The 23,991-nt window shown below is 71.0% G+C and carries 20 protein-coding genes; 17 read left to right on the top strand and 3 right to left on the bottom strand.

Annotation, left to right across the window (positions count from 1 at the left end; translation table 11 throughout):
- The first annotated feature begins 12 nt into the window (after positions 1 to 12).
- Positions 13 to 1,989 (top strand): threonine--tRNA ligase, encoded by a 1,977-nt coding sequence (thrS, locus tag B079_RS0127370; protein ID WP_026249137.1) that lies wholly within the window; start codon positions 13 to 15, stop codon positions 1,987 to 1,989.
- A gap of 32 nt (positions 1,990 to 2,021) precedes the next feature.
- Here thrS and B079_RS0127365 read toward each other — a convergent pair whose 3' ends face one another.
- Entirely contained in the window at positions 2,022 to 2,675 is a 654-nt protein-coding gene (locus B079_RS0127365) for a potassium channel family protein (protein ID WP_018549045.1), read from the bottom strand.
- A gap of 67 nt (positions 2,676 to 2,742) precedes the next feature.
- Between B079_RS0127365 and B079_RS0127360 the strand changes: the two genes are divergently transcribed.
- Positions 2,743 to 3,303 carry an HIT family protein gene (locus tag B079_RS0127360; RefSeq protein WP_078496104.1) on the top strand — a complete coding sequence of 187 codons (561 nt, stop codon included), beginning with the start codon at positions 2,743 to 2,745 and terminating at the stop codon, positions 3,301 to 3,303.
- A gap of 66 nt (positions 3,304 to 3,369) precedes the next feature.
- Here the strand turns inward: B079_RS0127360 and B079_RS0127355 are convergent, their stop codons facing one another.
- The gene (locus B079_RS0127355) at positions 3,370 to 5,016 is read right to left on the bottom strand and encodes a hypothetical protein (protein ID WP_026249135.1); all 1,647 of its coding nucleotides are present in this window, start codon (positions 5,014 to 5,016) and stop codon (positions 3,370 to 3,372) included.
- Positions 5,017 to 5,244: 228 nt separating this feature from the next.
- On the bottom strand, positions 5,245 to 7,443 hold the full coding sequence (locus B079_RS0127350; protein ID WP_026249134.1) for an elongation factor G-like protein EF-G2: 2,199 nt from the start codon (positions 7,441 to 7,443) through the stop codon (positions 5,245 to 5,247).
- A 324-nt stretch (positions 7,444 to 7,767) separates the two neighbouring features.
- Between B079_RS0127350 and pgsA the strand changes: the two genes are divergently transcribed.
- From pgsA to B079_RS0127275, 15 genes are all read left to right on the top strand, one after another.
- Positions 7,768 to 8,442, top strand: a complete 675-nt coding sequence (gene pgsA, locus B079_RS0127345) for a phosphatidylinositol phosphate synthase (protein ID WP_018549041.1) — start codon at positions 7,768 to 7,770, stop codon at positions 8,440 to 8,442.
- Complete coding sequence (locus tag B079_RS0127340; protein WP_018549040.1) at positions 8,439 to 9,344, top strand: phosphatidylinositol mannoside acyltransferase; 906 nt, start codon at positions 8,439 to 8,441, stop codon at positions 9,342 to 9,344. The genes pgsA and B079_RS0127340 overlap by 4 nt, the downstream gene beginning before the upstream one ends.
- The gene (locus B079_RS0127335; protein WP_018549039.1) at positions 9,341 to 10,504 is read left to right on the top strand and encodes a glycosyltransferase family 4 protein; all 1,164 of its coding nucleotides are present in this window, start codon (positions 9,341 to 9,343) and stop codon (positions 10,502 to 10,504) included. Before B079_RS0127340 ends, B079_RS0127335 begins: the two co-directional genes overlap by 4 nt.
- Before the next feature lie 856 nt (positions 10,505 to 11,360).
- The gene (locus B079_RS0127330; protein ID WP_018549038.1) at positions 11,361 to 11,903 is read left to right on the top strand and encodes a hypothetical protein; all 543 of its coding nucleotides are present in this window, start codon (positions 11,361 to 11,363) and stop codon (positions 11,901 to 11,903) included.
- A 113-nt stretch (positions 11,904 to 12,016) separates the two neighbouring features.
- Positions 12,017 to 12,922 (top strand): pyridoxal 5'-phosphate synthase lyase subunit PdxS, encoded by a 906-nt coding sequence (gene pdxS, locus B079_RS0127325; protein ID WP_018549037.1) that lies wholly within the window; start codon positions 12,017 to 12,019, stop codon positions 12,920 to 12,922.
- Between the two features lie 12 nt (positions 12,923 to 12,934).
- A complete protein-coding gene (gene pdxT / locus B079_RS0127320) occupies positions 12,935 to 13,540 on the top strand; it encodes a pyridoxal 5'-phosphate synthase glutaminase subunit PdxT (RefSeq protein ID WP_018549036.1) in 606 nt (201 codons plus the stop codon).
- 80 nt (positions 13,541 to 13,620) lie between these two features.
- Positions 13,621 to 14,373, top strand: a complete 753-nt coding sequence (locus tag B079_RS0127315) for a YebC/PmpR family DNA-binding transcriptional regulator (RefSeq protein ID WP_026249133.1) — start codon at positions 13,621 to 13,623, stop codon at positions 14,371 to 14,373.
- 205 nt (positions 14,374 to 14,578) lie between these two features.
- Positions 14,579 to 15,172: a crossover junction endodeoxyribonuclease RuvC gene (gene ruvC / locus B079_RS0127310; protein ID WP_026249132.1), complete on the top strand. Its 594-nt coding sequence runs from the start codon at positions 14,579 to 14,581 to the stop codon at positions 15,170 to 15,172.
- A complete protein-coding gene (ruvA, locus tag B079_RS0127305; RefSeq protein ID WP_018549033.1) occupies positions 15,169 to 15,774 on the top strand; it encodes a Holliday junction branch migration protein RuvA in 606 nt (201 codons plus the stop codon). The genes ruvC and ruvA overlap by 4 nt, the downstream gene beginning before the upstream one ends.
- Positions 15,775 to 15,802: 28 nt before the next feature.
- Positions 15,803 to 16,873 carry a Holliday junction branch migration DNA helicase RuvB gene (gene ruvB, locus B079_RS0127300; RefSeq protein WP_018549032.1) on the top strand — a complete coding sequence of 357 codons (1,071 nt, stop codon included), beginning with the start codon at positions 15,803 to 15,805 and terminating at the stop codon, positions 16,871 to 16,873.
- Positions 16,874 to 17,038: 165 nt separating this feature from the next.
- Positions 17,039 to 17,596 (top strand): preprotein translocase subunit YajC, encoded by a 558-nt coding sequence (gene yajC / locus B079_RS0127295; protein WP_018549031.1) that lies wholly within the window; start codon positions 17,039 to 17,041, stop codon positions 17,594 to 17,596.
- A 144-nt stretch (positions 17,597 to 17,740) separates the two neighbouring features.
- The gene (secD, locus tag B079_RS0127290; protein ID WP_199779983.1) at positions 17,741 to 19,513 is read left to right on the top strand and encodes a protein translocase subunit SecD; all 1,773 of its coding nucleotides are present in this window, start codon (positions 17,741 to 17,743) and stop codon (positions 19,511 to 19,513) included.
- Positions 19,514 to 19,516: 3 nt separating this feature from the next.
- Positions 19,517 to 20,620: a protein translocase subunit SecF gene (secF, locus tag B079_RS0127285; RefSeq protein ID WP_018549029.1), complete on the top strand. Its 1,104-nt coding sequence runs from the start codon at positions 19,517 to 19,519 to the stop codon at positions 20,618 to 20,620.
- Positions 20,617 to 21,156 (top strand): adenine phosphoribosyltransferase, encoded by a 540-nt coding sequence (locus B079_RS0127280; protein WP_018549028.1) that lies wholly within the window; start codon positions 20,617 to 20,619, stop codon positions 21,154 to 21,156. The genes secF and B079_RS0127280 overlap by 4 nt, the downstream gene beginning before the upstream one ends.
- 272 nt (positions 21,157 to 21,428) lie before the next feature.
- Positions 21,429 to 23,945, top strand: coding sequence for a RelA/SpoT family protein (locus B079_RS0127275; protein WP_018549027.1), 2,517 nt, complete (start codon positions 21,429 to 21,431; stop codon positions 23,943 to 23,945).
- Positions 23,946 to 23,991: the final 46 nt, after the last annotated feature.

The raw sequence follows: 23,991 nt of genomic DNA, 5'->3' as shown, positions 1-23,991 counted from the left end.
CAGGAGAGACCGGTGTCAGACGTCCGTGTGATCATCCAACGCGATTCCGAGCGGGAAGAACGCGTGGTGACGACGGGCACTACGGCCGCCGACCTCTTCGCGGGCGAGCGCTCGATCATCGCCGCGCGCGTGGGCGGCGAGCTGAAGGACCTCGCGTACGAGCTGTCCGACGGCGACGAGGTCGAGGCCGTCGAGATCTCCTCCGAGGACGGTCTCAACATCCTGCGCCACTCCACCGCGCATGTGATGGCCCAGGCCGTGCAGGAGCTGTTCCCCGAGGCGAAGCTCGGCATCGGGCCGCCGGTCAAGGACGGGTTCTACTACGACTTCGACGTGGAGAAGCCCTTCCACCCCGATGACCTCAAGGCCATCGAGAAGAAGATGCAGGAGATCCAGAAGCGGGGCCAGAAGTTCTCCCGCCGCGTGGTCACCGACGAGGAGGCCCGCGCGGAGCTGGCCGACGAGCCGTACAAGCTGGAGCTGATCGGCCTCAAGGGCTCGGCCTCCTCCGAGGACGGCGCGGACGTCGAGGTCGGCTCCGGCGAGCTGACCATCTACGACAACCTGGACGCCAAGACCGGCGAGCTGTGCTGGAAGGACCTCTGCCGGGGTCCGCACCTGCCCTCCACCCGGCTCATCCCGGCGTTCAAGCTGATGCGCAACGCCTCGGCCTACTGGCGCGGCAGCGAGAAGAACAAGCAGCTCCAGCGCATCTACGGCACCGCCTGGCCGTCCAAGGACGAGCTGAAGGCGCACCTGGAGTTCCTTGCCGAGGCCGAGAAGCGCGACCACCGCAAGCTGGGCAACGAGCTGGACCTCTTCTCCATCCCGGAGCAGATCGGCTCCGGCCTCGCCGTCTTCCACCCCAAGGGCGGCATCGTGCGTCGCACCATGGAGGACTACTCGCGGCGCCGCCACGAGGAAGAGGGCTACGAGTTCGTCTACACCCCGCACGCGACGAAGGGGAAGCTCTTCGAGACCTCGGGCCACCTGGACTGGTACGCCGACGGCATGTACCCGCCCATGCAGCTCGACGAGGGCGTGGACTACTACCTCAAGCCCATGAACTGCCCGATGCACAACCTGATCTTCGACGCGCGCGGTCGCTCGTATCGCGAGCTGCCCCTGAGGCTCTTCGAGTTCGGCACTGTGTACCGGTACGAGAAGTCGGGCGTCGTGCACGGCCTGACCCGGGCCCGCGGCTTCACCCAGGACGACGCGCACATCTACTGCACCCGTGAGCAGATGGCGGAGGAGCTGGACCGCACGCTCACCTTCGTCCTCGGCCTGCTGCGCGACTACGGTCTGACCGACTTCTACCTGGAGCTCTCCACCAAGGATCCGGAAAAGTTCGTCGGCTCCGACGACGCCTGGGAAGAGGCCACCGAGACGCTGCGTCAGGTCGCCGAGAAGCAGGGCCTGCCGCTGGTGCCCGACCCGGGCGGTGCCGCGTTCTACGGCCCGAAGATCTCCGTCCAGGCGCGAGACGCCATCGGCCGTACCTGGCAGATGTCGACCATCCAGCTCGACTTCAACCTGCCCGAGCGGTTCGACCTGGAGTACACGGCGGCCGACGGCACCAAGCAGCGGCCGGTCATGATCCACCGTGCGCTGTTCGGCTCCATCGAGCGCTTCTTCGCCGTCCTCCTGGAGCACTACGCGGGCGCCTTCCCGGCGTGGCTCGCCCCCGTGCAGGCCGTCGGCATCCCGATCGGTGACGGGCATGTCGAATACCTGGAGAAGTTCGCGGCCGAGGCCAAGAAGCAGGGTCTGCGGGTCGAGGTGGACTCCTCCTCGGACCGGATGCAGAAGAAGATCAGAAACGCCCAGAAGCAGAAGGTGCCGTTCATGGTCATCGTTGGTGACGAGGACATGAGCGCGGGCACCGTCTCCTTCCGCTACCGCGACGGTTCGCAGGAGAACGGCATCCCGTTCGACGACGCCATCGCGAAGATCGCGAAGGTCGTGGAGGAGCGGGTCCAGGTCTGATCCGGACCGGCCTCCGTGCGAGCCCCCGAGGACTAGCGCCTCGGGGGCTTGTCCTCTTCCCGTGAGAACACCTGCAGCAGCCACGACGAGAACGACCCCGTCACCGCCCCCAGCAGCGCCAAGCCGCCCGCCATCATGGCCGCCGCGATCACCCGGCCGCCCGTGGTGACCGGGACGACGTCGCCGTAGCCGACGGTGGAGAGGGTGGAGCAGGCCCACCAGACGGCGTCGCCGAAGGTCTTCATGTGGGAGGCCGGGGCGTCCTTCTCCTGCTGGTAGACGGCGAGCGCGCCCGTGAAGCCCATCAGCAGGGTGGAGAGCCCGGAGTAGACGATCACGCGCGCGTACAGCGGGAGCCGGGGGAGTCCGCGCCGGTGCTCCATGGACTCGTAGATGCGGACGACGCGCAGCGGGCGCAGCAGGGGGAGGATCAGGACGAGGGTGTCCAGCCAGTGGGCGCGGACGAAGCCCGGGCCCATGCCGCTGAGGGTCCAGCGCACGGCGTAGTCGACGGCGAACAGGGCCCAGCAGGCGAAGAGCAGGGAGAGCCAGAGGTCGTCCCAGGGCGTGCCGGGGCGCGGGGCGAGGACGAGGGCGGCGTACGAGCCGAGGAACGTCAGCGAGGCCACGGTGAGCGGCATCTCGGCGCGGCGCTCCCAGCGCGCCTTGGGGCTGTCGTGGTCCACCGGGTCAGCTTGGCCGTTCGGGCAGCTCGTGCCGCCCCGGCGACACGCCGCGAACGGGCGAAGCCATATGCTGCCTTGCATGACGAGTGAGCCGGAGCAGCAGATCGGAGTGGGGACGCAGGACGCGTTCCAGCGCCTGTGGACGCCCCACCGGATGGCCTACATCCAGGGCGAGAACAAGCCGAGTGGTCCGGGTGCGGACGACGGCTGCCCGTTCTGTGTGATTCCGGCGAAATCGGATGAGGACGGTCTGATCGTGCGGCGCGGTGAGCATGTGTACGCGGTGCTCAATCTGTATCCGTACAACGGCGGTCATCTGATGACGGTGCCGTACCGGCATGTGGCCGACTACACGGATCTGACCGGTCCGGAGACGGCTGAGCTGGCGGAGCTGACGAAGCAGGCGATGACGGCGCTGCGGACGGCGTCGGGGGCGCACGGGTTCAACATCGGGATGAACCAGGGTGCGGTGGCGGGCGCGGGTATCGCGGCCCATCTGCATCAGCACATCGTGCCGCGCTGGGGCGGGGACACGAACTTCATGCCGGTGGTGGGGCACACGAAGGTGCTGCCGCAGTTGCTCGGGGACACGCGGAAGATGCTGGCGGAGGCGTGGCCGGTGAGCTGACGCCGCACTCTCCTCGCAGTCGAGGCCGCCGGTTCTCCGGCGGCCTCACGCGTTCCCCGAGTGGTTCTAGGCGTTGTAGAGGTCGGCCTTCCCGGGGGTGGGGTCCTGCACCTGGCCGCTGAGGAAGGAGGAGCGGGCGCCGAACTTCTCGGTGTTCACTCCGTTCTCGTCGAGGACCTTGATCGCGGCGGCGTGCACCACGCGCAGGACCGGGGTGGCCGCGCGCAGGGCGTCGTCGGCCATGAAGCGGTGGCGCCAGGGCTGGTCGGCCCAGGCGTGCCGCAGGCCGAAGGGCTCGGGCAGGGCGATGGAGCCGCCGAGCCAGTTGAGCAGCGGCGGGTACCAGGTCAGCGGGGCGCGGACGGCGAGGCGTACGACCTCGTCGGTGTCGACGAGGGGGAGCTTGACGGTGCGGCTCTCCCAGCGCTTGACGGACTTGGTGACCGTCTTGGTGGGGGCCTCGGACTTCGAGGTGAACAGGGGGTTGACCGGGCCGAGGGCGTGTCCGGTGACCTCGATGCGCAGGGTCTCGTGGAGCACGGTCACGGTGGTCATCATGGTGATGACCAGCTGGCCGTCCCACAGGGTCCACTGGACGCCGAGGTAGTGGCGGTCGCCGCTGCCGAACTGCTGCTTGTTGCAGATCTCCTGTATGGCGTGCTGCTTGACCTGGAAGGCTTCCACGTCGGTGCCCTCGGGGCGGGAGACACCCTTGGCGTTCTCGCCGATGGGGGTGACGATCCAGTGCCGTATCGACGGGCGGGGGAAGCCGCCGGTGTTCAGCGGGCCGCGTTCCAGCATCCGGAGCTGGTCGTGGATGGAGCGTATGACGTCCCAGCTGCGGAAGGGGTGGATCTCGCGGCCCGCCTCGGCGGGGACCAGGTCCTCGGCGAGCTGCCAGGAGCCCCAGCGGGTGCCCATGCCGAGGATGCCCTTGGGACCGGCGTAGAAGACGGAGTTGGAGCGCTGTTCGGCGCTGAGCCGGGCCAGGGACTGGCGCAGTTGCTCGGCGGCGGTCTCGCCGGGGCTGCGGGGCACGGCCTCGGGGACCTTGGCGCCGACGCTGCTGCCGGAGAGCAGGCCGTCCCAGCGGGCGCGCAGGTCGGCGGCGGTCTGCTCGCAGACGCGCTTGGCCCAGTACCAGCCGAGGACGGGGGCGATGACGGCCCCGCGCGCGTACCAGCCCCAGAAGCCGCTGAAGGGGAGCTTCAGCAGGAAGAGGACGGCGAGGATGCCGACTCCGGCGAGGAGTGCGGTGCCGATGGCTCCGGCGCGTTTGTCCTCGCGTTTGGCGAGAAAGGCGCGGAGCTGGAAGACGACGAGCCAGGCGACGAGGCCGGGCAGGAAGATCAGGCCGCAGACGACCATGATCATGGAGAGTTTGTTGTCGCGGTCGCGGCGGATGTTGTTCGCGGCGAGGCAGTGTTCGACGATCACCTGGGGTTCGGCGCCGAAGGACTGGATCAGCGGCTTGCGGCCGGGTGCGAGGAGGCGGTCGACGACGGCGCGGGAGAATGCCTCGCCGAGGTTGGGCCGGAACAGGCGGATGCGGCCGGGTTTGACGGTGGACTGGTGCCACTCGTTGTCGGTCTTCTTGATGTCCTCGATCGCGTTGTCCCGGTAGGCCGCCGAGGCCAGCGCGAAGGTCGCCGCCTGGCCCTCGTCGCCGGAGACGGGCACCTGAGGCCCGTCCCACTCCGTTCCGACTGACATTCCCGCCCCCATCGCCGCCTTCTCGCTCCTGCGGCCTTCCCGACTTCCGTGTCTCGCACACCTGTTGAACAGGCCATCTTGAAGGGGCCGTCGTGTCGGCACCGGGTCACCGGGGGTCCGTCACGAGCGGCTTGATCAGCCTAGCCGCGGGCACCGACAACGCACCGGCGGACGACCGAAGCCGCCTGCCGGTGCGCGGGGCGTACGCCGGGTGGACTCCCCGGTGAACTACGGGGTGTCGCCCGCCTGTTCGCGGATGCGGTCGGCCACCTGAGGGGGCATCGGTTCGTGCCGGGCGTAGGCGCGGCTGAAGCGGGCGGTGCCGTGGGAGAGGGAGCGCAGGTCGATGGCGTAGCGCCCGATCTCGAACTCGGGGACCTCGGCGCGGACCAGGGTGCGTCCGGTGCCGACCTGTTCGGTGCCCAGGACCCGGCCGCGCCTGCTGGAGAGGTCGCTCATGACGGGTCCGACGTAGTCGTCGGGGATGAGGACGCTGACCTCGGCGACGGGTTCGAGGAGGTGGATGCGGGTGTCGGCGGCGGCCTCGCGCAGGGCGAGGGCACCGGCGGTCTGGAAGGCGGCGTCGGAGGAGTCGACCGAGTGGGCCTTGCCGTCGAGCAGGGTGATCCGCACGTCGACGAGCGGGTATCCGGCGGCCACGCCCTTGGCGGCCTGGGCGCGTACGCCCTTCTCGACGGAGGGGATGAACTGGCGGGGTACGGCGCCGCCGACGACCTTGTCGACGAATTCGATGCCGGAGCCGTTGGGCAGTGGTTCGACCTCGATCTCGCAGATGGCGTACTGGCCGTGCCCGCCGGACTGCTTGACGTGTCGGCCGCGTCCGGCGGCCTTGCCCGCGAAGGTCTCGCGCAGGGACACCTTGTGGGGGACGACGTCGACCTGGACGCCGTAGCGGCTGCGCAGCCGTTCCAGGGCGACGTCGGCGTGGGCCTCGCCCAGGCACCACAGGACGACCTGGTGGGTGTCCTGGTTCTGTTCGAGCCGCATGGTCGGGTCCTCGGCGACCAGGCGGGCGAGTCCCTGGGAGAGCTTGTCCTCGTCGGGCTTGCTGTGGGCCTGGATGGCGAGCGGGAGCAGCGGGTCCGGCATCTGCCAGGGCTCCATGAGGAGCGGGTCGTCCTTGGCGGAGAGCGTGTCGCCGGTCTCGGCGCGGGTCAGCTTGGCGACGCACACCAGGTCGCCCGCCACCGCGTGCGGGACGGGGCGCTGCTGTTTGCCGAAGGCCATGGAGACGGCGCCGATGCGCTCGTCCACGTCGTGGTCCTCGTGGCCCCGGTCGGTCATGCCGTGTCCGGAGACGTGGACGGTGTCGTCGGGGCGCAGGGTGCCGGAGAAGACGCGGACCAGGGAGACGCGGCCGACGTAGGGGTCGGAGGAGGTGCGGACGACCTCGGCGACCAGGGGTCCTTCGGTGTCGCAGGGCTGGAGTGCGCGGGGCCTGCCGTCGAGGGTGGTGACCTCGGGCAGCGGGTGTTCGAAGGGGGTGGGGAAGCCGCCGGTGATCAGTTCCAGCAGTTCCTCGGTGCCCAGGCCCTCGCGGGCGCCGTCGGTGGCGGGGGCGGCGGCCAGGACGGGGAAGAAGGTGCCGCGTGCCACGGCCCGTTCGAGGTCCTGGACGAGGGTCTTGACGTCGACCTGTTCGCCGCCCAGATAGCGGTCCATCAGGGTCTCGTCCTCGCTCTCGGCGATGATGCCCTCGATGAGCCGGTTGCGGGCCTCCTCGATGCCGGGCAGCTGGTCCTCGCCGGGTTCGGACTCCACGCGCTCGCCGGTGGAGTAGTCGAAGAGCTTGCGCGAGAGCAGTCCGACCAGGCCGGTCACGGGGGTGTGGCCGTCGGGGCCCTCGGGGGCGCGCAGCGGGAGGTAGAGCGGGAGCACGGCGTCGGGGTCGTCGGCGCCGAACTCCTCGGCGCACAGCCGGGTCATCTCCTCGAAGTCCGCGCGGGCGGATTCCAGGTGGGTGACGACGATCGCGCGGGGCATGCCGACGGCCTGGCACTCCTCCCAGACCGCGCGGGTCGAGCCGTCCACGCCGTCGGAGGCGGAGACGACGAAGAGGGCCGCGTCCGCCGCTCGCAGACCGGCCCTCAGCTCCCCGACGAAGTCGGCGTAGCCGGGGGTGTCGAGTACGTTGATCTTGATGCCGTCCCATTCGACCGGGACCAGCGAGAGCTGCACCGAGCGTTGCTGACGGTGCTCGATGTCGTCGTAGTCGGAGACCGTGCCGCCGTCCTCCACGCGTCCGGCCCGGTTCACCGCCCCCGTCGTGAGTGCGAGGGCTTCCACCAGGGTGGTCTTGCCCGCTCCGGAGTGGCCGACCAGCACGACGTTCCGTATGGACTCGGGGTGGTCGGCCGTCACTGCCCTGCCGGCGGCCCCGGGATGTGATTGCGCCTTTTCGCCCATGATCCTGCCTCCCGTGGACGGTGAGGTCACTGTGGGCGCGGACACGCGGCACCGCGTGCACTGGCGGCTCCTGCGACGCCCGCGGTCCTTCGAGCTTTCCACTTGGGACATGCCACGTCCATACGACGGACGGCTCCCGGCCGTGCGCCGGACCGCCTCCGGCCGTACGGCGCACGGGCCCACGGCGCGGCTCCCACGGCCCCCGGACATCACGACAGGGCCACAACCCCAGGGTGCCCGCCAGCCGCGGGCCCCCGCGCGTGACTACGATGGGCGCGCCGGTGGCCACCAGGGGCTGCCGCGACACCGACCGTCGGGAAGGCCATGCTGAACAAGTACGCGCGTGCATTCTTCACGCGTGTCCTCACGCCGTTCGCCACGTTTCTCATCCGCAGGGGCGTGAGCCCGGACGCGGTCACGCTCATCGGCACGGCCGGGGTGGTCGCCGGGGCGCTGGTCTTCTTCCCCAGGGGTGAGTTCTTCTGGGGCACGATCGTGATCACGCTGTTCGTCTTCTCGGACCTGGTCGACGGCAACATGGCGCGCCAGCTGGGCCGCTCCAGCCGGTGGGGGGCCTTCCTGGACTCCACGCTCGACCGGGTGGCCGACAGCGCGATCTTCGGCGGCTTCGCCCTCTGGTACGCGGGCAACGGCGACGACAACGTCCTGTGCGCCGTCTCGATCTTCTGTCTGGCCAGCGGCCAGGTGGTGTCGTACACCAAGGCGCGGGGCGAGTCGATCGGGCTGCCGGTGGCCGTCAACGGGCTGGTGGAGCGGGCCGAGCGGCTGGTGATCTCGCTGGTGGCGGCCGGGTTCGCGGGGCTGCATAAGTTCGGTGTGCCGGGCATCCAGTACCTGCTGCCCATCGCGCTGTGGATCGTGGCCGTGGGCAGTCTGATCACCCTGATCCAGCGCGTCGTCACCGTGCGCCGGGAGTCGGCGGAGGCCGAGCAGGCCGCGCGTGACGAGGCGGCGCGGGGCAGCGAGGCGGCCAAGTGAGCACCGCCGAGCGCCTGACCGACGCCCTGTACGGATTCGGCTGGGGCGCGGTCAAGAAGCTGCCCGAGCCGGTCGCGGCCCGGCTGGGCGTCACCATCGCCGACGTCGCCTGGAAGCGGCGCGGCAAGGGCGTGCGACGCCTGGAGTCGAACTACGCGCGCGTGGTGCCGGACGCGAGCCCGGAGCGGCTGGCCGAGCTGTCGCGCGCGGGGATGCGCTCGTATCTGCGCTACTGGATGGAGTCCTTCCGGCTGCCCGCGTGGAGCCCCGAGCGGGTGCGCACGGGCTTCGCGCCCAAGGGCGCGCACTATCTGGCCGACGGGCTCGCCGCGGGCAAGGGCGTGATACTCGCCCTGCCGCACCTGGCCAACTGGGACCTGGCGGGCGCCTGGGTCACCACCGAGCTGAACACGCCGTTCACCACGGTCGCCGAGCGACTGAAGCCCGAGACCCTGTACGACCGTTTCGTCGCCTACCGCGAGGGCCTGGGCATGGAGGTCCTGCCGCACAGCGGTGCCTCCGCGTTCGGCACGCTGGCGCGGCGGCTGCGCGACGGCGGCCTGGTCTGCCTGGTCGCCGACCGCGATCTGTCGGCCTCCGGTGTCGAGGTGGACTTCTTCGGCGAGCGTGCCCGGATGCCCGCAGGCCCCGCGCTGCTCGCCCAGCAGACCGGCGCGCTGCTGCTGCCGGTCACCCTCTGGTACGACGACTCGCCCGTGATGCAGGGCGAGGTGCACCCCGCGATCGAGGTCCCTCAGGCGGGCACGCGCGCGGAGAAGACGGCCGCCATGACGCAGGCGCTGGCCGACGCCTTCGCGAGCGGCATCGCCGAGCACCCCGAGGACTGGCACATGCTCCAGCGGCTGTGGCTCGCGGATCTCGACCCGGAGGGGCGGGCGTGAGAATCGGCATCGTCTGCCCCTACTCCTGGGACGTCCCGGGCGGAGTCCAGTTCCACATCCGCGACCTCGCGGAGTACTTCATCCGCCTCGGCCACGAGGTGTCCGTGCTGGCCCCGTCCGACGACGACACCCCGCTGCCGCCGTACGTGGTCTCGGCGGGCCGCGCGGTCCCGGTGCCGTACAACGGCTCGGTGGCCCGGCTGAACTTCGGGTTCCTCTCGGCGGCGCGGGTGCGGCGCTGGCTGCACGACGGGGCGTTCGACGTGGTGCACATCCACGAGCCGACCTCGCCCTCGCTCGGCCTGCTCACCTGCTGGGCGGCGCAGGGGCCCATCGTGGCCACCTTCCACACGTCCAACCCGCGCTCGCGCGCCATGATCGCCGCGTACGCGATCCTCCAGGCCGCGCTGGAGAAGATCAGCGCCCGGATCGCGGTGAGCGAGTACGCGCGCCGGACCCTGGTCGAGCACCTGGGCGGCGACGCGGTGGTCATCCCCAACGGGGTGGACGTGGACTTCTTCGCCAAGGCCGAGCCCAAACCCGAGTGGCAGGGCGGCACGATCGGTTTCATAGGGCGCATCGACGAACCCCGCAAGGGACTTCCGGTGCTGATGCGGGCGCTGCCGAAGATCCTGGCCGCCCGGCCGGAGACCCGGCTGCTGGTGGCGGGCCGGGGCGACGAGGAGGCGGCCGTCGCGGAGCTGCCCGAGGAGCTGCGCTCGCGCGTGGAGTTCCTCGGCATGGTCAGCGACGAGGACAAGGCCCGTCTCCTGCGCAGCGTCGACCTGTACGTGGCGCCCAACACCGGCGGCGAGAGCTTCGGCATCATCCTGGTCGAGGCGATGTCGGCGGGAGCGCCCGTCCTCGCCTCCGACCTGGACGCCTTCGTCCAGGTCCTCGACCAGGGGCGCGCGGGCGAGGTCTTCGCCAACGAGGACGCCGACGCGCTGGCCACCGCCGCCGTCCGCCTCCTGGGCGACCCGGACCGCCGCGCCGAACTCAGCGCACGCGGCAGCGCCCACGTCCGCCGCTTCGACTGGTCCACCGTCGGCGCGGACATCCTCTCCGTCTACGAAACGGTCACCGCGGGCGCGGCAGCGGTCGCCACCGACGAACGCCCAGGCTTCCGCTCCCGCTTCGGCCTGGCAGCCCGGGACTGAGGGGGGCCTGGCGGTTGCTGGGGGCGGGGGGCGACCCGGGGACGGGATGTCGCTTGGGGCGCGGGGCTGACCCGGGGCGGGACGTCGCTGGGGGCGCGGGGCTGACCGAGGAGTGGGGTATCGCTTAGAGCGCGGGCTGACCGGGGTCCGGGACATCGTCTGGGGCGCGGGGCTGCCCTGGAGGACGGGCGAGCGCCTGAGGTTCGGGGCTGACCGTAAGCCGAGACATCGGGGCCCAGGGGAGGGGCCGTCTGCGCGGGGCGCGGGGCTGGCCGGAAGCCCGGTGGCTGCCCGGGGCTCTGGTTCGACCGGAGGCCGGGACATCGTCTGGGGGCGGCGCTGACCTGCGGACGGGCGAGCGCCTGAGGCGCGGGGCTGTCCGGAGGGCGGGCGACTGTCCTCGGGTGCGGGATCGACCGGGGGACGGAACATCACCGGGGGCCGGGACATCGCCTGGGGGTCGGGGCTGACCGGGGGTCGGGTGGCTGGTCGGCGGCCCCGGGCTGTCCGGAGGGCGGGCGGCCGTCCGGGGGTCGCTGGGTCGACCGGGGGCCGGGACGTCACCTTGGGGCGCGGGGCTGACCGGGGGTCGGGTGGCTGACTGGCGGCTCCGGGCTGTCCGGGGGGCGGGTGGCCGTCCGGGGGTCGCTGGGTCGACCGGGGGCCGGGATGTCACCTTGGGGCGCGGCGCTGACCTGTGGGCGGCAGACTGCCCGGGGCGCGGGCTGGCCGGAGGTCGGGCGAGCGTCTGGAGCCGGGCCGACCCGTGGGGCGGTGAGCGTTTCGGCCGGGGTCGGCCGGGAGCCCGGGTACCACCGGCGGTCGGGGCACCGTCGGGGGCCGGTAGCCTTCCGGCGTGACAGCAACGCTCATCTGGATTCTCGTCGCGATCGTGGCCATCGGCGTCTATCTGAGCTGGACGGCCGGACGGCTGGACCGGCTGCACGTGCGGATGGACGCCGCGCGGGCCGCGCTCGACGCGCAGTTGCTGCGCCGGGCCTCCGTGGCGCAGGAGCTGGCCACCTCCGGGGTGCTGGACCCGGCCGCCTCCATCGTGCTCTACGAGGCCGCGCACGCGGCCCGGCAGGCCGAGGAGGAGCAGCGGGAGGTCCTGGAGAGCGAGCTGAGCCAGGCCCTGCGCGCCGTCTTCGAGGACGCGGGACAGGTGGAGGCCGTACGGGCCGCCCCGGGCGGCGAGGAGGCGGCCAGGGAGCTGGCCGAGGCCGTGCGCCGGGTACCGATGGCCCGCCGGTTCCACAACGACGCGGTCGGCGCCGCCCGCAGGCTCCGCGAGCACCGCAAGGTGCGCTGGTTCCGGCTCGCCGGTCATGCCCCCTTCCCGCTCGCCTTCGAGATGGACGACGAGCCGCCCGCCGCCCTGATCGAGCGCGCGGCCTGAGCGGACCGCGCGAAACGATCCACCGGTTCCCCATTGGCCCTTGCCGTGACCTGCGGGGTTCGCGTTTCCTCGATGGTGCAGCAATCCCCTTTCGCCATCAGTGAGGTCACCCCGTGTCCACCATCGACAACCAGGCTCCCGAGACCGGCACCGCCCGTGTGAAGCGCGGCATGGCCGAACAGCTCAAGGGCGGCGTGATCATGGACGTCGTCACCCCGGAGCAGGCGAAGATCGCCGAGGACGCGGGCGCCGTCGCCGTCATGGCCCTGGAGCGGGTGCCCGCCGACATCCGCAAGGACGGCGGTGTGGCCCGCATGTCCGACCCGGACATGATCGAGGGCATCATCGACGCCGTCTCCATCCCGGTCATGGCCAAGTCCCGCATCGGCCACTTCGTCGAGGCCCAGGTCCTCCAGTCCCTCGGCGTCGACTACATCGACGAGTCCGAGGTGCTGACCCCGGCCGACGAGGTCAACCACTCCGACAAGTGGGCGTTCACCACCCCCTTCGTCTGCGGTGCCACCAACCTGGGCGAGGCCCTGCGCCGTATCGCCGAGGGCGCGGCCATGATCCGCTCCAAGGGCGAGGCCGGCACCGGCAACGTCGTGGAGGCCGTGCGCCACCTGCGCCAGATCAAGGGCGAGATCGCCAAGCTGCGCGGCTGCGACCACAACGAGCTGTTCGCCGCCGCCAAGGAGCTGCGCGCGCCGTACGAGCTGGTCAAGGAGGTCGCCGAGCTGGGCAAGCTCCCCGTCGTCCTCTTCTCCGCCGGTGGCGTCGCCACCCCGGCCGACGCCGCCCTGATGCGTCAGCTCGGCGCCGAGGGCGTCTTCGTCGGCTCCGGCATCTTCAAGTCCGGCGACCCGGCCAAGCGCGCCGCCGCCATCGTCAAGGCCACCACCTTCTACGACGACCCGAAGATCATCGCGGACGCCTCCCGCAACCTCGGCGAGGCCATGGTCGGCATCAACTGCGACACCCTCCCCGAGACCGAGCGCTACGCCAACCGCGGCTGGTAGGACACGGACACCATGAACACCCCCGTCATCGGCGTCCTGGCCCTCCAGGGCGACGTACGGGAGCATCTGATCGCCCTGGCCGCGGCGGACGCCGTGGCCAGGCCCGTCAGGCGCCCCGAAGAACTCGCCGAGGTGGACGGCCTGGTCCTGCCCGGCGGCGAGTCCACCACCATCTCCAAACTGGCCGTCCTGTTCGGCCTGATGGAGCCCCTGCGCGCCCGCGTGCGCACGGGCATGCCCGTCTACGGCACCTGCGCCGGGCTCATCCTGCTCGCCGAGAAGATCCTCGACCCGCGCTCGGGCCAGGAGACCGTCGGCGGCATCGACATGATCGTGCGCCGCAACGCCTTCGGCCGCCAGAACGAGTCCTTCGAGGCGGCGGTCGACGTCAAGGGCGTCGACGGCGACCCCGTGGAGGGCGTCTTCATCCGCGCCCCCTGGGTCGAGTCCGTCGGCGCGGACGTCCAGGTGCTCGCCGAGCACGACGGCCACATCGTCGCCGTCCGCCAGGGCAACGCGCTCGCCACCTCGTTCCACCCGGAACTGACCGGTGACCATCGCGTCCACGCGCTCTTCGTCGACCTGGTCCGCGCGAACCGGACACCGGAGTCCTTGTAGGATCTGCGGCGGTACCCCTCAGGCTCTCCCAGCGCCGGGGGAGTCCGTTCAGGATTGGGTTACGCGAAGGAGACAGGCAGATGTCCGGCCACTCTAAATGGGCTACGACGAAGCACAAGAAGGCCGTGATCGACGCCAAGCGCGGCAAGCTCTTCGCGAAGCTCATCAAGAACATCGAGGTCGCGGCCCGCATGGGCGGCGTCGACATCGAGGGCAACCCGACGCTGTACGACGCCATCCAGAAGGCGAAGAAGCAGTCGGTCCCGAACAAGAACATCGACTCCGCGGTCAAGCGCGGCGGCGGCCTCGAGGCCGGCGGCGCCGACTACGAGACGATCATGTACGAGGGCTACGGCCCCAACGGTGTCGCGGTGCTCATCGAGTGCCTCACCGACAACCGCAACCGCGCCGCCTCGGACGTGCGGGTCGCCATGACCCGCAACGGCGGCAACATGGCCGACCCGGGCTCCGTGTCGTACATGTTCAGCCGCAAGGGCGTCATCATCGTCCCCAAGGGCGAGCTGACCGAGGACGACGTGCTCGGCGCCGTCCTGGACGCCGGTGCCGAGGAGGTCAACGACCTCGGTGAGTCCTTCGAGGTCATCAGCGAGGCCACCGACCTGGTCGCGGTCCGCACCGCGCTCCAGGAGGCGGGCATCGACTACGACTCCGCCGACTCCAGCTTCGTCCCGTCCGTCCAGGTCGAGCTGGACGAGGAGGGCGCCAAGAAGATCTTCAAGCTGATCGACGCCCTGGAGGACAGCGACGACGTGCAGAACGTCTTCGCCAACTTCGACGTCAGCGACGAGGTCATGGAGAAGGTCGACGCGTAGCGCCGCCGCGGGCTTCGGCAATCGATTCGGCGGGCCGGTGGGACACACTCCACCGGCCCGCCGCCGTTGTCAGTGGCAGCAGTTAGCCTGGCAGCGCCAAAAGATCACCATCCACGGACCGTGACCATCAATTGAGCAACCACGACGGTGCTCAGCCACGTCCGCGAGAGCGGCGGCGGTTCAGCCGCAAAGGAGGGGGGGCAGGGTGCGAGTGCTCGGGGTGGACCCCGGACTCACGCGGTGCGGCGTGGGGGTCGTCGAGGGAGTCGCGGGGCGCCCGCTGACCATGGTCGGCGTCGGAGTCGTCCGCACCCCGCCGGACGCCGAGCTGAGCCACCGGCTGCTCGCCGTCGAGCAGGGCATCGAGCAGTGGCTGGACGAGCACCGGCCGGAGTTCGTCGCCGTGGAGCGCGTCTTCAGCCAGCACAACGTCCGCACCGTCATGGGCACCGCCCAGGCCAGCGCCGTCGCCATGCTGTGCGCCGCCCGGCGCGGCATCCCCGTCGCCCTGCACACCCCGAGCGAGGTCAAGGCCGCCGTCACCGGCAGCGGCCGGGCCGACAAGGCCCAGGTCGGCGCCATGGTCACCCGGCTGCTCCGGCTCAGCGCGCCGCCCAAGCCCGCCGACGCCGCCGACGCCCTCGCCCTGGCCATCTGCCACATCTGGCGCGCTCCCGCGCAGAACCGGCTCCAGCAGGCGGTCGCCCAGCACCAGGCCCACGCGGCCAAGGCGGCCGACGCGGCTCACGCAGCCGACGCAGCACACGCAGTCCACGCAACGAAAGGCCGAACGGCATGATCGCCTTCGTCAGCGGCACGGTCGCCGCGCTCGCCCCCGACACGGCGGTCATCGAGGTCGGCGGGGTCGGCATGGCCCTCCAGTGCACCCCGGACACCCTGGCCAAGCTGCGCCTGGGCGAGCCCGCCAAGCTGCACACCTCCCTGGTCGTACGCGAGGACTCCCTCACCCTGTACGGCTTCGCCGACGACGACGAACGCCAGGTCTTCGAACTCCTCCAGACCGCGAGCGGCGTCGGCCCCCGCCTCGCCCAGGCGATGCTCGCCGTGCACACCCCGGACGCGCTGCGCCGCGCGGTCGCCACCGATGACGAGAAGGCCCTCACCGCCGTGCCCGGCATCGGCAAGAAGGGCGCGCAGAAACTCCTCCTGGAGCTGAAGGACCGGCTCGGCGCGCCCACCGGCACCGCCGCAGCCGTCGCCCCGGCCGCCCAGGGCTGGCGCGACCAGCTGCACGCGGCCCTGGTCGGCCTCGGCTATGCCCCCCGCGAGGCCGACGAGGCGGTGACCGCCGTGACCCCCGTGGCCGAGGCCGCCGAGGGCACCCCGCAGGTGGGCCAGCTGCTGAAGGCCGCCCTCCAGACCCTCAACCGCGCCCGCTGACCCGCGCCCCCTCGCAAGGAGTACCTGAGTGAACCGGGACGACCCGACCGACAGCCCCGCCGAGGACCGGCTGGTGGGCTCCGTCGCCGACCGGGAGGACCAGGCCGTCGAGGCCGCCCTGCGCCCCAAGGACCTCGGCGAGTTCATCGGCCAGGAGAAGGTCCGCGAACAGCTCGACCTCGTGCTGCGCGCCGCCCGCGCGCGCGGTGCCACCGCCGACCACGTCCTGCTCTCCGGCGCCCCGGGTCTCGGCAAGACCACCCTGTCGATGATCATCGCGGCCGAGATGGGCGCCCCCATCCGCATCACCTCCGGCCCCGCCATCCAGCACGCGGGCGACCTCGCCGCGATCCTCTCCTCCCTCCAGGAGGGCGAAGTCCTCTTCCTGGACGAGATCCACCGCATGTCCCGGCCCGCCGAGGAGATGCTGTACATGGCGATGGAGGACTTCCGCGTCGACGTGATCGTCGGCAAGGGCCCCGGCGCCACCGCCATCCCGCTGGAGCTGCCCCCCTTCACCCTGGTCGGCGCCACCACCCGCGCGGGCCTGCTGCCGCCCCCGCTGCGCGACCGCTTCGGCTTCACCGCGCACATGGAGTTCTACGAGCCGCACGAGCTGGAGCGCGTCGTCCACCGCTCCGCCAGCCTGCTCGACGTCGGCGTGGAGGGGGAGGGCGCCGCCGAGATCGCGGGCCGCTCCCGGGGCACGCCCCGTATCGCCAACCGCCTGCTGCGCCGGGTCCGCGACTACGCGCAGGTCAAGGCGGACGGCCGGATCACCCAGGAGATCGCGTCCGCCGCCCTCGCCGTCTACGAGGTGGACGCGCGCGGACTCGACCGTCTGGACCGGGCCGTCCTGGAGGCGCTGCTCAAGCTGTTCGGCGGCGGACCGGTCGGTCTGTCCACGCTCGCCGTCGCGGTGGGGGAGGAGCGCGAGACGGTCGAAGAGGTCGCCGAGCCCTTCCTCGTCCGCGAGGGACTGCTCGCCCGGACCCCGCGCGGTCGCGTCGCCACCCCGGCGGCCTGGGCCCATCTCGGACTGACCCCGCCGCGCCAGGCGGGCACGGGAAACGGACAACAGGACCTGTTCGGGACGTGACGGCGGGGGCATTGGCGGCGGAAGGAACCCAGGTGCCATGCTGAGCGTTGTTCCCTGCACGCGGACTCGCCTAGACTCCGCCGATGCCGCCCTTGTGGGCGGTGCCGACCAGCCCCCTCCACCAGGCCGCTCACCGCGCGGTCGCGCGAAGGAAAATTCCGTCTCGTGAATATCTACACCCTTCTTCCCTTCATCGTGCTCATCGCGGCCATGTTCCTGATGACGCGCTCGGCCAAGAAGAAGCAGCAGCAGGCCAACCAGATGCGGAACGAAATGCAGCCCGGCTCGGGCGTCCGCACCATCGGGGGGATGTACGCGACGGTCAAGGAGGTCACCGAGGACACGGTCCTCCTCGACGCCGCGCCCGGCGTCGAGCTGGTCTTCGCCAAGAACGCGATCGGCGCCGTCCTCACCGATGACGAGTACAACCGCATCGTGCACGGCATCGAGCACGACCTGAAGTCCGACGCGGACATCGTCCCGGACGACGCCTCCTCCCTCACCGCCGACGCCGCTCCCGCCGCCGACACCGACGACCAGCGCGTCGACCTCGGCAAGAAGGACGCCGCCGAGGACGAGCCGGCCGCCGAGGCCAAGGACGCCGAGACCGTCGAGAAGACCGAGGCCGCCGAGGCCGCGGACACCGCCGACGTCAAGGACGCCGCCGAGGCCAAGACGGGCGAGGCGCCGAAGAAGACCGACGGCGAGTCCGACGCGAAGTAGGCGCCTGACGGGGCTGCCCGGCGTGGTCCTACGACCGCCGGGCACGCCCCGATCGCCTCTGTTTCCCGCACGGAATCCCGACACCATGTCATGGCCGACGGGCGCCGACGGCGCCCCGAGCGGCCCGAGAGGGAGTACGAGAAGGTGGCAGCACCTAAGAAGGGCCGGAGTGCGAGCGCTCAGAGCAAGCCAGGGCGCTCACTGGTCCTCATCCTGATCGCCATCGTGGCGCTCACCGGGGGAATGTTCGCCTCCGGACACACCACTCCGCGTCTCGGCATCGACCTTGCCGGCGGTACGAGCATCACGCTCAAGGCGAAGGCCGACCAGGGGTCGGCGATCAACAAGGCCAACATGGACACCGCGGTCGACATCATGAACCGCCGTGTCAACGGTCTTGGCGTCTCCGAGGCGGAGGTGCAGACCCAGGGGAACGACCACATCATCGTCAACATCCCCAAGGGCACCAACTCCAAGGAGGCCCAGCAGCAGGTCGGCACCACCGCCAAGCTGTACTTCCGCCCGGTCCTCGCCGAGGGGCCCAGCGGCGCCGACGCCACTCCCAGCCCCTCGCCGAGCGCCTCCTCCAAGGGCAGCGCCTCGCCGAGCCCGTCGGGCAGCGCCGCCGGTGATCAGAAGGCGTCCGCCACCACGCCCTCTCCCACCTCCACCACCCAGGGCCGCCCGGTCAGCGGCGCCCTGAAGGCCGACGCCACGCCGTCGTCCTCCGCCTCCCCGAAGGCGTCCTCCACGCCCGCCGCCTCCGCGAGCCCGTCCGCGAGCGCCGACGCCGCGACGAGCAAGCTCCAGGCGCAGTACGCGGCCCTTGACTGCACCAAGCCCGACGAGCGCGCCAAGGCGAGCCGGGACACCAAGCCCGGCGACACCATCGTGGCCTGCGGCCAGCAGGGCAAGGCCTGGTACAAGTACGTGCTCGGCCCGGCCCGCGTCGACGGCACCGACGTCAAGAAGGCCCAGGCGGTCTTCGACACCCAGGGCGCCTCCGGCTGGCAGGTGCAGATGACCTTCACCTCCGGCGGCGCCAAGAAGTTCGCGGACGTCACCTCCGAACTGGCCCAGCAGGCTCAGGCGGGGCAGAACCAGTTCGCCATCGTCCTCGACGGCAACGTCGTCTCCGCCCCCAGCGTGAGCCAGGCCATCACCGGCGGCTCGGCCGAGATCACCGGCCGCTTCACGCAGGAGGAGGCGCAGAGCCTCTCCAACATGCTGTCCTACGGCGCCCTCCCGCTCTCCTTCCAGGAGGAGACCGTCACCACGGTGACCGCCGCGCTCGGCGGTGAGCAGCTGCACGCCGGTCTGCTCGCGGGCGCCATCGGCCTCGCCCTGGTCGTGCTCTACCTGGTGATCTACTACCGCGGTCTGTCGCTCGTCGCCATGGCCTCGCTGCTGGTCTCCGCGATCCTCACCTACGTGATCATGGCGCTGCTCGGCCCCGGTATCGGCTTCGCGCTGAACCTGCCCGCCGTCTGCGGTGCCATCGTCGCCATCGGCATCACGGCCGACTCGTTCATCGTCTACTTCGAACGCATCCGGGACGAGATCCGCGAGGGCCGCTCGCTGCGCCCCGCCGTCGAGCGGGCCTGGCCGCGCGCCCGGCGCACCATCCTCGTCTCCGACTTCGTGTCCTTCCTCGCCGCCGCGGTGCTCTTCATCGTGACCGTCGGCAAGGTGCAGGGCTTCGCGTTCACGCTCGGTCTGACCACCGTGCTCGACGTGGTCGTGGTCTTCTTCTTCACCAAGCCGCTCATGACCCTCCTGGCCCGCCGCCGCTTCTTCGCGGACGGCCACAAGTGGTCCGGGCTCGACCCGAAGAGCCTGGGTGCCAAGCCGCCGCTGCGCCGCACCCGCCGTCAGTCCGGTCCTGCCGCCGGTTCCGTCGACTTCAAGGAGGCGTGAGCGATGTCGAAGCTCGGTAACCTCGGCGCCCGGCTGCACCGCGGTGAGATCAGTTACGACTTCATCGGCAAGCGCAAGATCTGGTACGGCGTCTCCATCCTGATCACCATCACGGCCATCGTCGGCCTGGTGGTGCGCGGCCTGAACATGGGCATCGACTTCCAGGGCGGCGCGGTCTTCACCACGCCGACCAAGATGAGCGCCTCGGTCGCCCAGGCCGAGGAGTTCGCCCACGAGGCATCCGGCCACGAAGCGGTCGTGCAGAAGCTCGGCAACGGCAGCCTGCGCATCCAGATCGCCGGTATCGACACCGGCAAGGCCGACGAGATCAAGGAGGCCCTGGCCAAGGATCTCAAGCTCGACCCGGAGCGGCTCGCCGCCGACCTCGTCGGCCCGAGCTGGGGCGAGCAGATCGCCAACAAGGCCTGGGAGGGCCTGGCGATCTTCATGGTGCTCGTGGTGATCTACCTGGCCATCGCCTTCGAGTGGCGCATGGCGGTGGCGGCCCTGGTCGCCCTGATCCACGACATCACGATCACCGTCGGCGTCTACGCCCTCGTCGGCTTCGAGGTCACGCCCGGTACGGTCATCGGTCTGCTGACCATCCTCGGTTACTCGCTCTACGACACGGTCGTCGTCTTCGACAGCCTCAAGGAGCAGACCAAGGACATCACCAAGCAGACCCGCTTCACCTACAGCGACATCGCCAACCAGTCGATCAACGGCACCCTGGTGCGCTCGATCAACACCACGGTGGTCGCGCTGCTGCCGGTCGCGGGTCTGCTCTTCATCGGCGGCGGTTTCCTCGGCGCCGGTACGCTCAACGACATCTCGCTCTCGCTGTTCGTCGGCCTCGCGGCCGGTGCGTACTCCTCGATCTTCATCGCCACCCCGCTCGTCGCCGACCTCAAGGAGCGCGAGCCCGCGATGAAGGCCCTGCGCAAGCGGGTCCTGGCCAAGCGCGCGCAGGCCGCGGCCGGGGAGAATTCCGGGGAGCCGGGCACCACGGGTGATACTTACGAGGCGGCGCCCGCTGTGGTGGGCCCGCGCGACCAGCCCGTGGCACGCAACCGAGGCCGCGGCCGACCCTCTGGAAAGCGCCGATGACCGACATCCAGGAGCTGCTGCTCAGCCGAATCCGTGACGTCGCCGACTACCCGGAGCCGGGAGTGATGTTCAAGGACATCACCCCGCTCCTGGCGGACCCGGCGGCCTTCACGGCCCTGACCGACACGCTGGCCGAGATCGCCACGAACACCGGGGCGACCAAGGTCGTCGGCCTGGAGGCCCGCGGCTTCATCCTCGGAGCGCCCGTCGCCGTCCGCGCGGGCCTCGGCTTCATCCCGGTCCGCAAGGCCGGCAAGCTGCCCGGCGCGACCCTGCGCCAGGCCTACGACCTGGAGTACGGGTCGGCGGAGATCGAGGTGCACGCCGAGGACCTCACCCCCGACGACCGCGTGCTGATCGTGGACGACGTGCTCGCCACCGGCGGCACCGCCGAGGCCGCCGCCCAGCTCATCGAGCGGGCCGGTGCCGAGGTCGCGGGCCTCGCGGTCCTCATGGAGCTGGGCTTCCTCGGCGGGCGCGCCCGCCTGGAGCCCGCGCTCAAGGGCGCGCCCCTGGAGGCCCTGCTCCAGGTCTGACGCGTGCGGCAAGATCGAGGCAAGCTCGGCCGTGGGCGGCACCGGATCATCCGGCGCCGCCCACGGCCGTTCCCGTCCGGCTCCCTTTCCGCCGCCTTTCGGCCACCGCACCGCTCACCCCCGGCCACCTCCCGGAATCCCTCACGCGCCCCACGCGTTCCACCGGAGGACCGCCCCCGCATCGGGCCGAAGGCGATGACGAGGCGCGGGATCGCTACCATGGGATCTCCGGAGCCTGTCCGGGCGACCCGGATCGCGCACGAGGAGTCCTCTTGCCAGACGAGGCCCAGCCACTGACCGCCGCCAAGCCCGAGCCCGCCTCGGCCCCGGCGGTGAAGCCCGCGCCCAGCGCGTCCGACGCGAAGAACGACTCCCGGGGGACGGCGGCCCACGCCTCCTCCGCGCCCGTCGAGAAGACCGCCGACGCCTCCCGGCCGAAGCCCGCCGCGCCCGTCCGCGCCGCCGCAGGCCAGTCCGCGTCCCGCTCCGGCTCCTCCAACCGCGTCCGCGCCCGCCTGGCCCGCCTCGGCGTACAGCGCGCCAACCCCTACAACCCGGTCCTGGAGCCGCTGCTGCGGATAGTGCGCAGCAACGACCCCAAGATCGAGAACGCCACGCTCCGCCAGATCGAGCGCGCCTACCAGGTCGCCGAGCGCTGGCACCGCGGCCAGAAGCGCAAGAGCGGCGACCCGTACATCACGCACCCGCTCGCCGTCACCACCATCCTGGCCGAGCTGGGCATGGACCCGGCCACGCTGATGGCCGGGCTGCTGCACGACACCGTCGAGGACACCGAGTACGGCCTGGACGACCTGCGCCGGGACTTCGGCGACGTGGTCGCGCTGCTGGTCGACGGCGTCACCAAGCTGGACAAGGTCAAGTTCGGCGAGGCCGCGCAGGCCGAGACCGTGCGCAAGATGGTCGTCGCCATGGCCAAGGACCCGCGCGTCCTGGTCATCAAGCTCGCCGACCGCCTGCACAACATGCGCACCATGCGCTATCTCAAGCGCGAGAAGCAGGAGAAGAAGGCGCGCGAGACCCTGGAGATCTACGCGCCGCTCGCCCACCGCCTGGGCATGAACACCATCAAGTGGGAGCTGGAGGACCTCGCCTTCGCGATCCTCTACCCCAAGATGTACGACGAGATCGTGCGCCTGGTGGCCGAGCGCGCCCCCAAGCGGGACGAGTACCTGGCCATAGTGACCGACGAGGTCCAGTCCGACCTGCGCGCCGCCCGCATCAAGGCGACCGTCACCGGCCGCCCCAAGCACTACTACTCCGTCTACCAGAAGATGATCGTCCGCGGCCGTGACTTCGCGGAGATCTACGACCTGGTGGGCATCCGCGTCCTCGTGGAGACCGTCCGCGACTGCTACGCGGCCCTCGGCACCATCCACGCGCGATGGAATCCGGTCCCCGGCCGGTTCAAGGACTACATCGCGATGCCCAAGTTCAACATGTACCAGTCGCTGCACACGACGGTCATCGGGCCCAACGGCAAGCCGGTCGAACTCCAGATCCGCACGTTCGACATGCACCGCCGCGCCGAGTACGGCATCGCCGCGCACTGGAAGTACAAGCAGGAGGCCGTCGCCGGCGCCTCCAAGGTCCGCACCGACGCCCCCAAGGGCTCCGGCAAGGACAAGGACGCCGTCAACGACATGGCGTGGCTGAGACAGCTCCTCGACTGGCAGAAGGAGACCGAGGACCCCGGCGAGTTCCTGGAGTCCCTGCGCTTCGACCTCTCGCGCAACGAGGTCTTCGTCTTCACGCCCAAGGGCGACGTCATAGCGCTCCCGGCCGGGGCCACCCCGGTCGACTTCGCCTACGCGGTGCACACCGAGGTGGGCCACCGCACCATAGGAGCGCGCGTCAACGGACGCCTCGTACCGCTGGAGTCCACCCTGGACAACGGCGACCTGGTGGAGGTCTTCACCTCCAAGGCACCCGGCGCGGGCCCCTCCCGCGACTGGCTCGGCTTCGTCAAGTCGCCCCGCGCGCGCAACAAGATCCGCGCCTGGTTCTCCAAGGAGCGCCGCGACGAGGCGATCGAGCAGGGCAAGGACGCCATCGTCCGCGCCATGCGCAAGCAGAACCTGCCGATCCAGCGCATCCTGACCGGCGACTCGCTGGTCACGCTCGCGCACGAGATGCGCTACCCCGACATCTCCGCGCTGTACGCGGCGATCGGCGAGGGCCATGTCTCCGCGCAGAACGTCGTCCAGAAGCTGGTGCAGGCGCTCGGCGGCGAGGAGGCCGCGAGCGAGGAGATCGACGAGAGCGTGCCGCCCGCGCGCGGGCGCAGCCGCAAGCGCCGCTCCAGCGCCGACCCCGGTGTCGTGGTCAAGGGCGTGGACGACGTGTGGGTCAAGCTGGCCCGCTGCTGCACCCCCGTCCCCGGCGACCCGATCATCGGCTTCGTCACCCGGGGCAGCGGCGTCTCCGTGCACCGCAACGACTGCGTCAACGTGGACTCGCTCTCCCGCGAGCCCGAGCGCATCCTCGACGTCGAGTGGGCGCCCACCCAGTCCTCGGTCTTCCTGGTCGCCATCCAGGTCGAGGCCCTTGACCGCTCCCGGCTGCTCTCCGACGTCACCCGCGTCCTGTCCGACCAGCACGTCAACATCCTCTCGGCGGCCGTGCAGACCTCCCGCGACCGGGTGGCCACCTCGCGCTTCACCTTCGAGATGGGCGACCCCAAGCACCTCGGCCACGTCCTGAAGGCTGTCCGGGGCGTGGAGGGCGTCTACGACGTCTACCGGGTCACCTCGGCCCGCAACCGCACGTAGGACGGCCTGCGGGGCTGCCCAGGCCGTCCCACAGGCCGCGCAGCGC

Origin of the sequence: Streptomyces sp. LaPpAH-108, from assembly GCF_000373625.1 — a bacterium.
Taxonomy (GTDB): domain Bacteria; phylum Actinomycetota; class Actinomycetes; order Streptomycetales; family Streptomycetaceae; genus Streptomyces.
The sequence above is the reverse complement of the archived record's forward strand: the minus strand, read 5'-3'. Positions and strand labels throughout refer to the sequence as shown.

What these genes read in the sequence shown, in the direction of transcription:
- B079_RS0127360 (WP_078496104.1), top strand. Translation starts at nt 2,743, where the DNA reads ATGCTGCCTTGCATGACGAGTGAGCCGGAGCAGCAGATCGGAGTGGGG.
- B079_RS0127355 (WP_026249135.1), bottom strand. Translation starts at nt 5,016, where the DNA reads ATGTCAGTCGGAACGGAGTGGGACGGGCCTCAGGTGCCCGTCTCCGGC.
- B079_RS0127350 (WP_026249134.1), bottom strand. Translation starts at nt 7,443, where the DNA reads ATGGGCGAAAAGGCGCAATCACATCCCGGGGCCGCCGGCAGGGCAGTG.
- pgsA (WP_018549041.1), top strand. Translation starts at nt 7,768, where the DNA reads ATGCTGAACAAGTACGCGCGTGCATTCTTCACGCGTGTCCTCACGCCG.
- pdxT (WP_018549036.1), top strand. Translation starts at nt 12,935, where the DNA reads ATGAACACCCCCGTCATCGGCGTCCTGGCCCTCCAGGGCGACGTACGG.
- B079_RS0127315 (WP_026249133.1), top strand. Translation starts at nt 13,621, where the DNA reads ATGTCCGGCCACTCTAAATGGGCTACGACGAAGCACAAGAAGGCCGTG.
- ruvA (WP_018549033.1), top strand. Translation starts at nt 15,169, where the DNA reads ATGATCGCCTTCGTCAGCGGCACGGTCGCCGCGCTCGCCCCCGACACG.
- secF (WP_018549029.1), top strand. Translation starts at nt 19,517, where the DNA reads ATGTCGAAGCTCGGTAACCTCGGCGCCCGGCTGCACCGCGGTGAGATC.
- B079_RS0127280 (WP_018549028.1), top strand. Translation starts at nt 20,617, where the DNA reads ATGACCGACATCCAGGAGCTGCTGCTCAGCCGAATCCGTGACGTCGCC.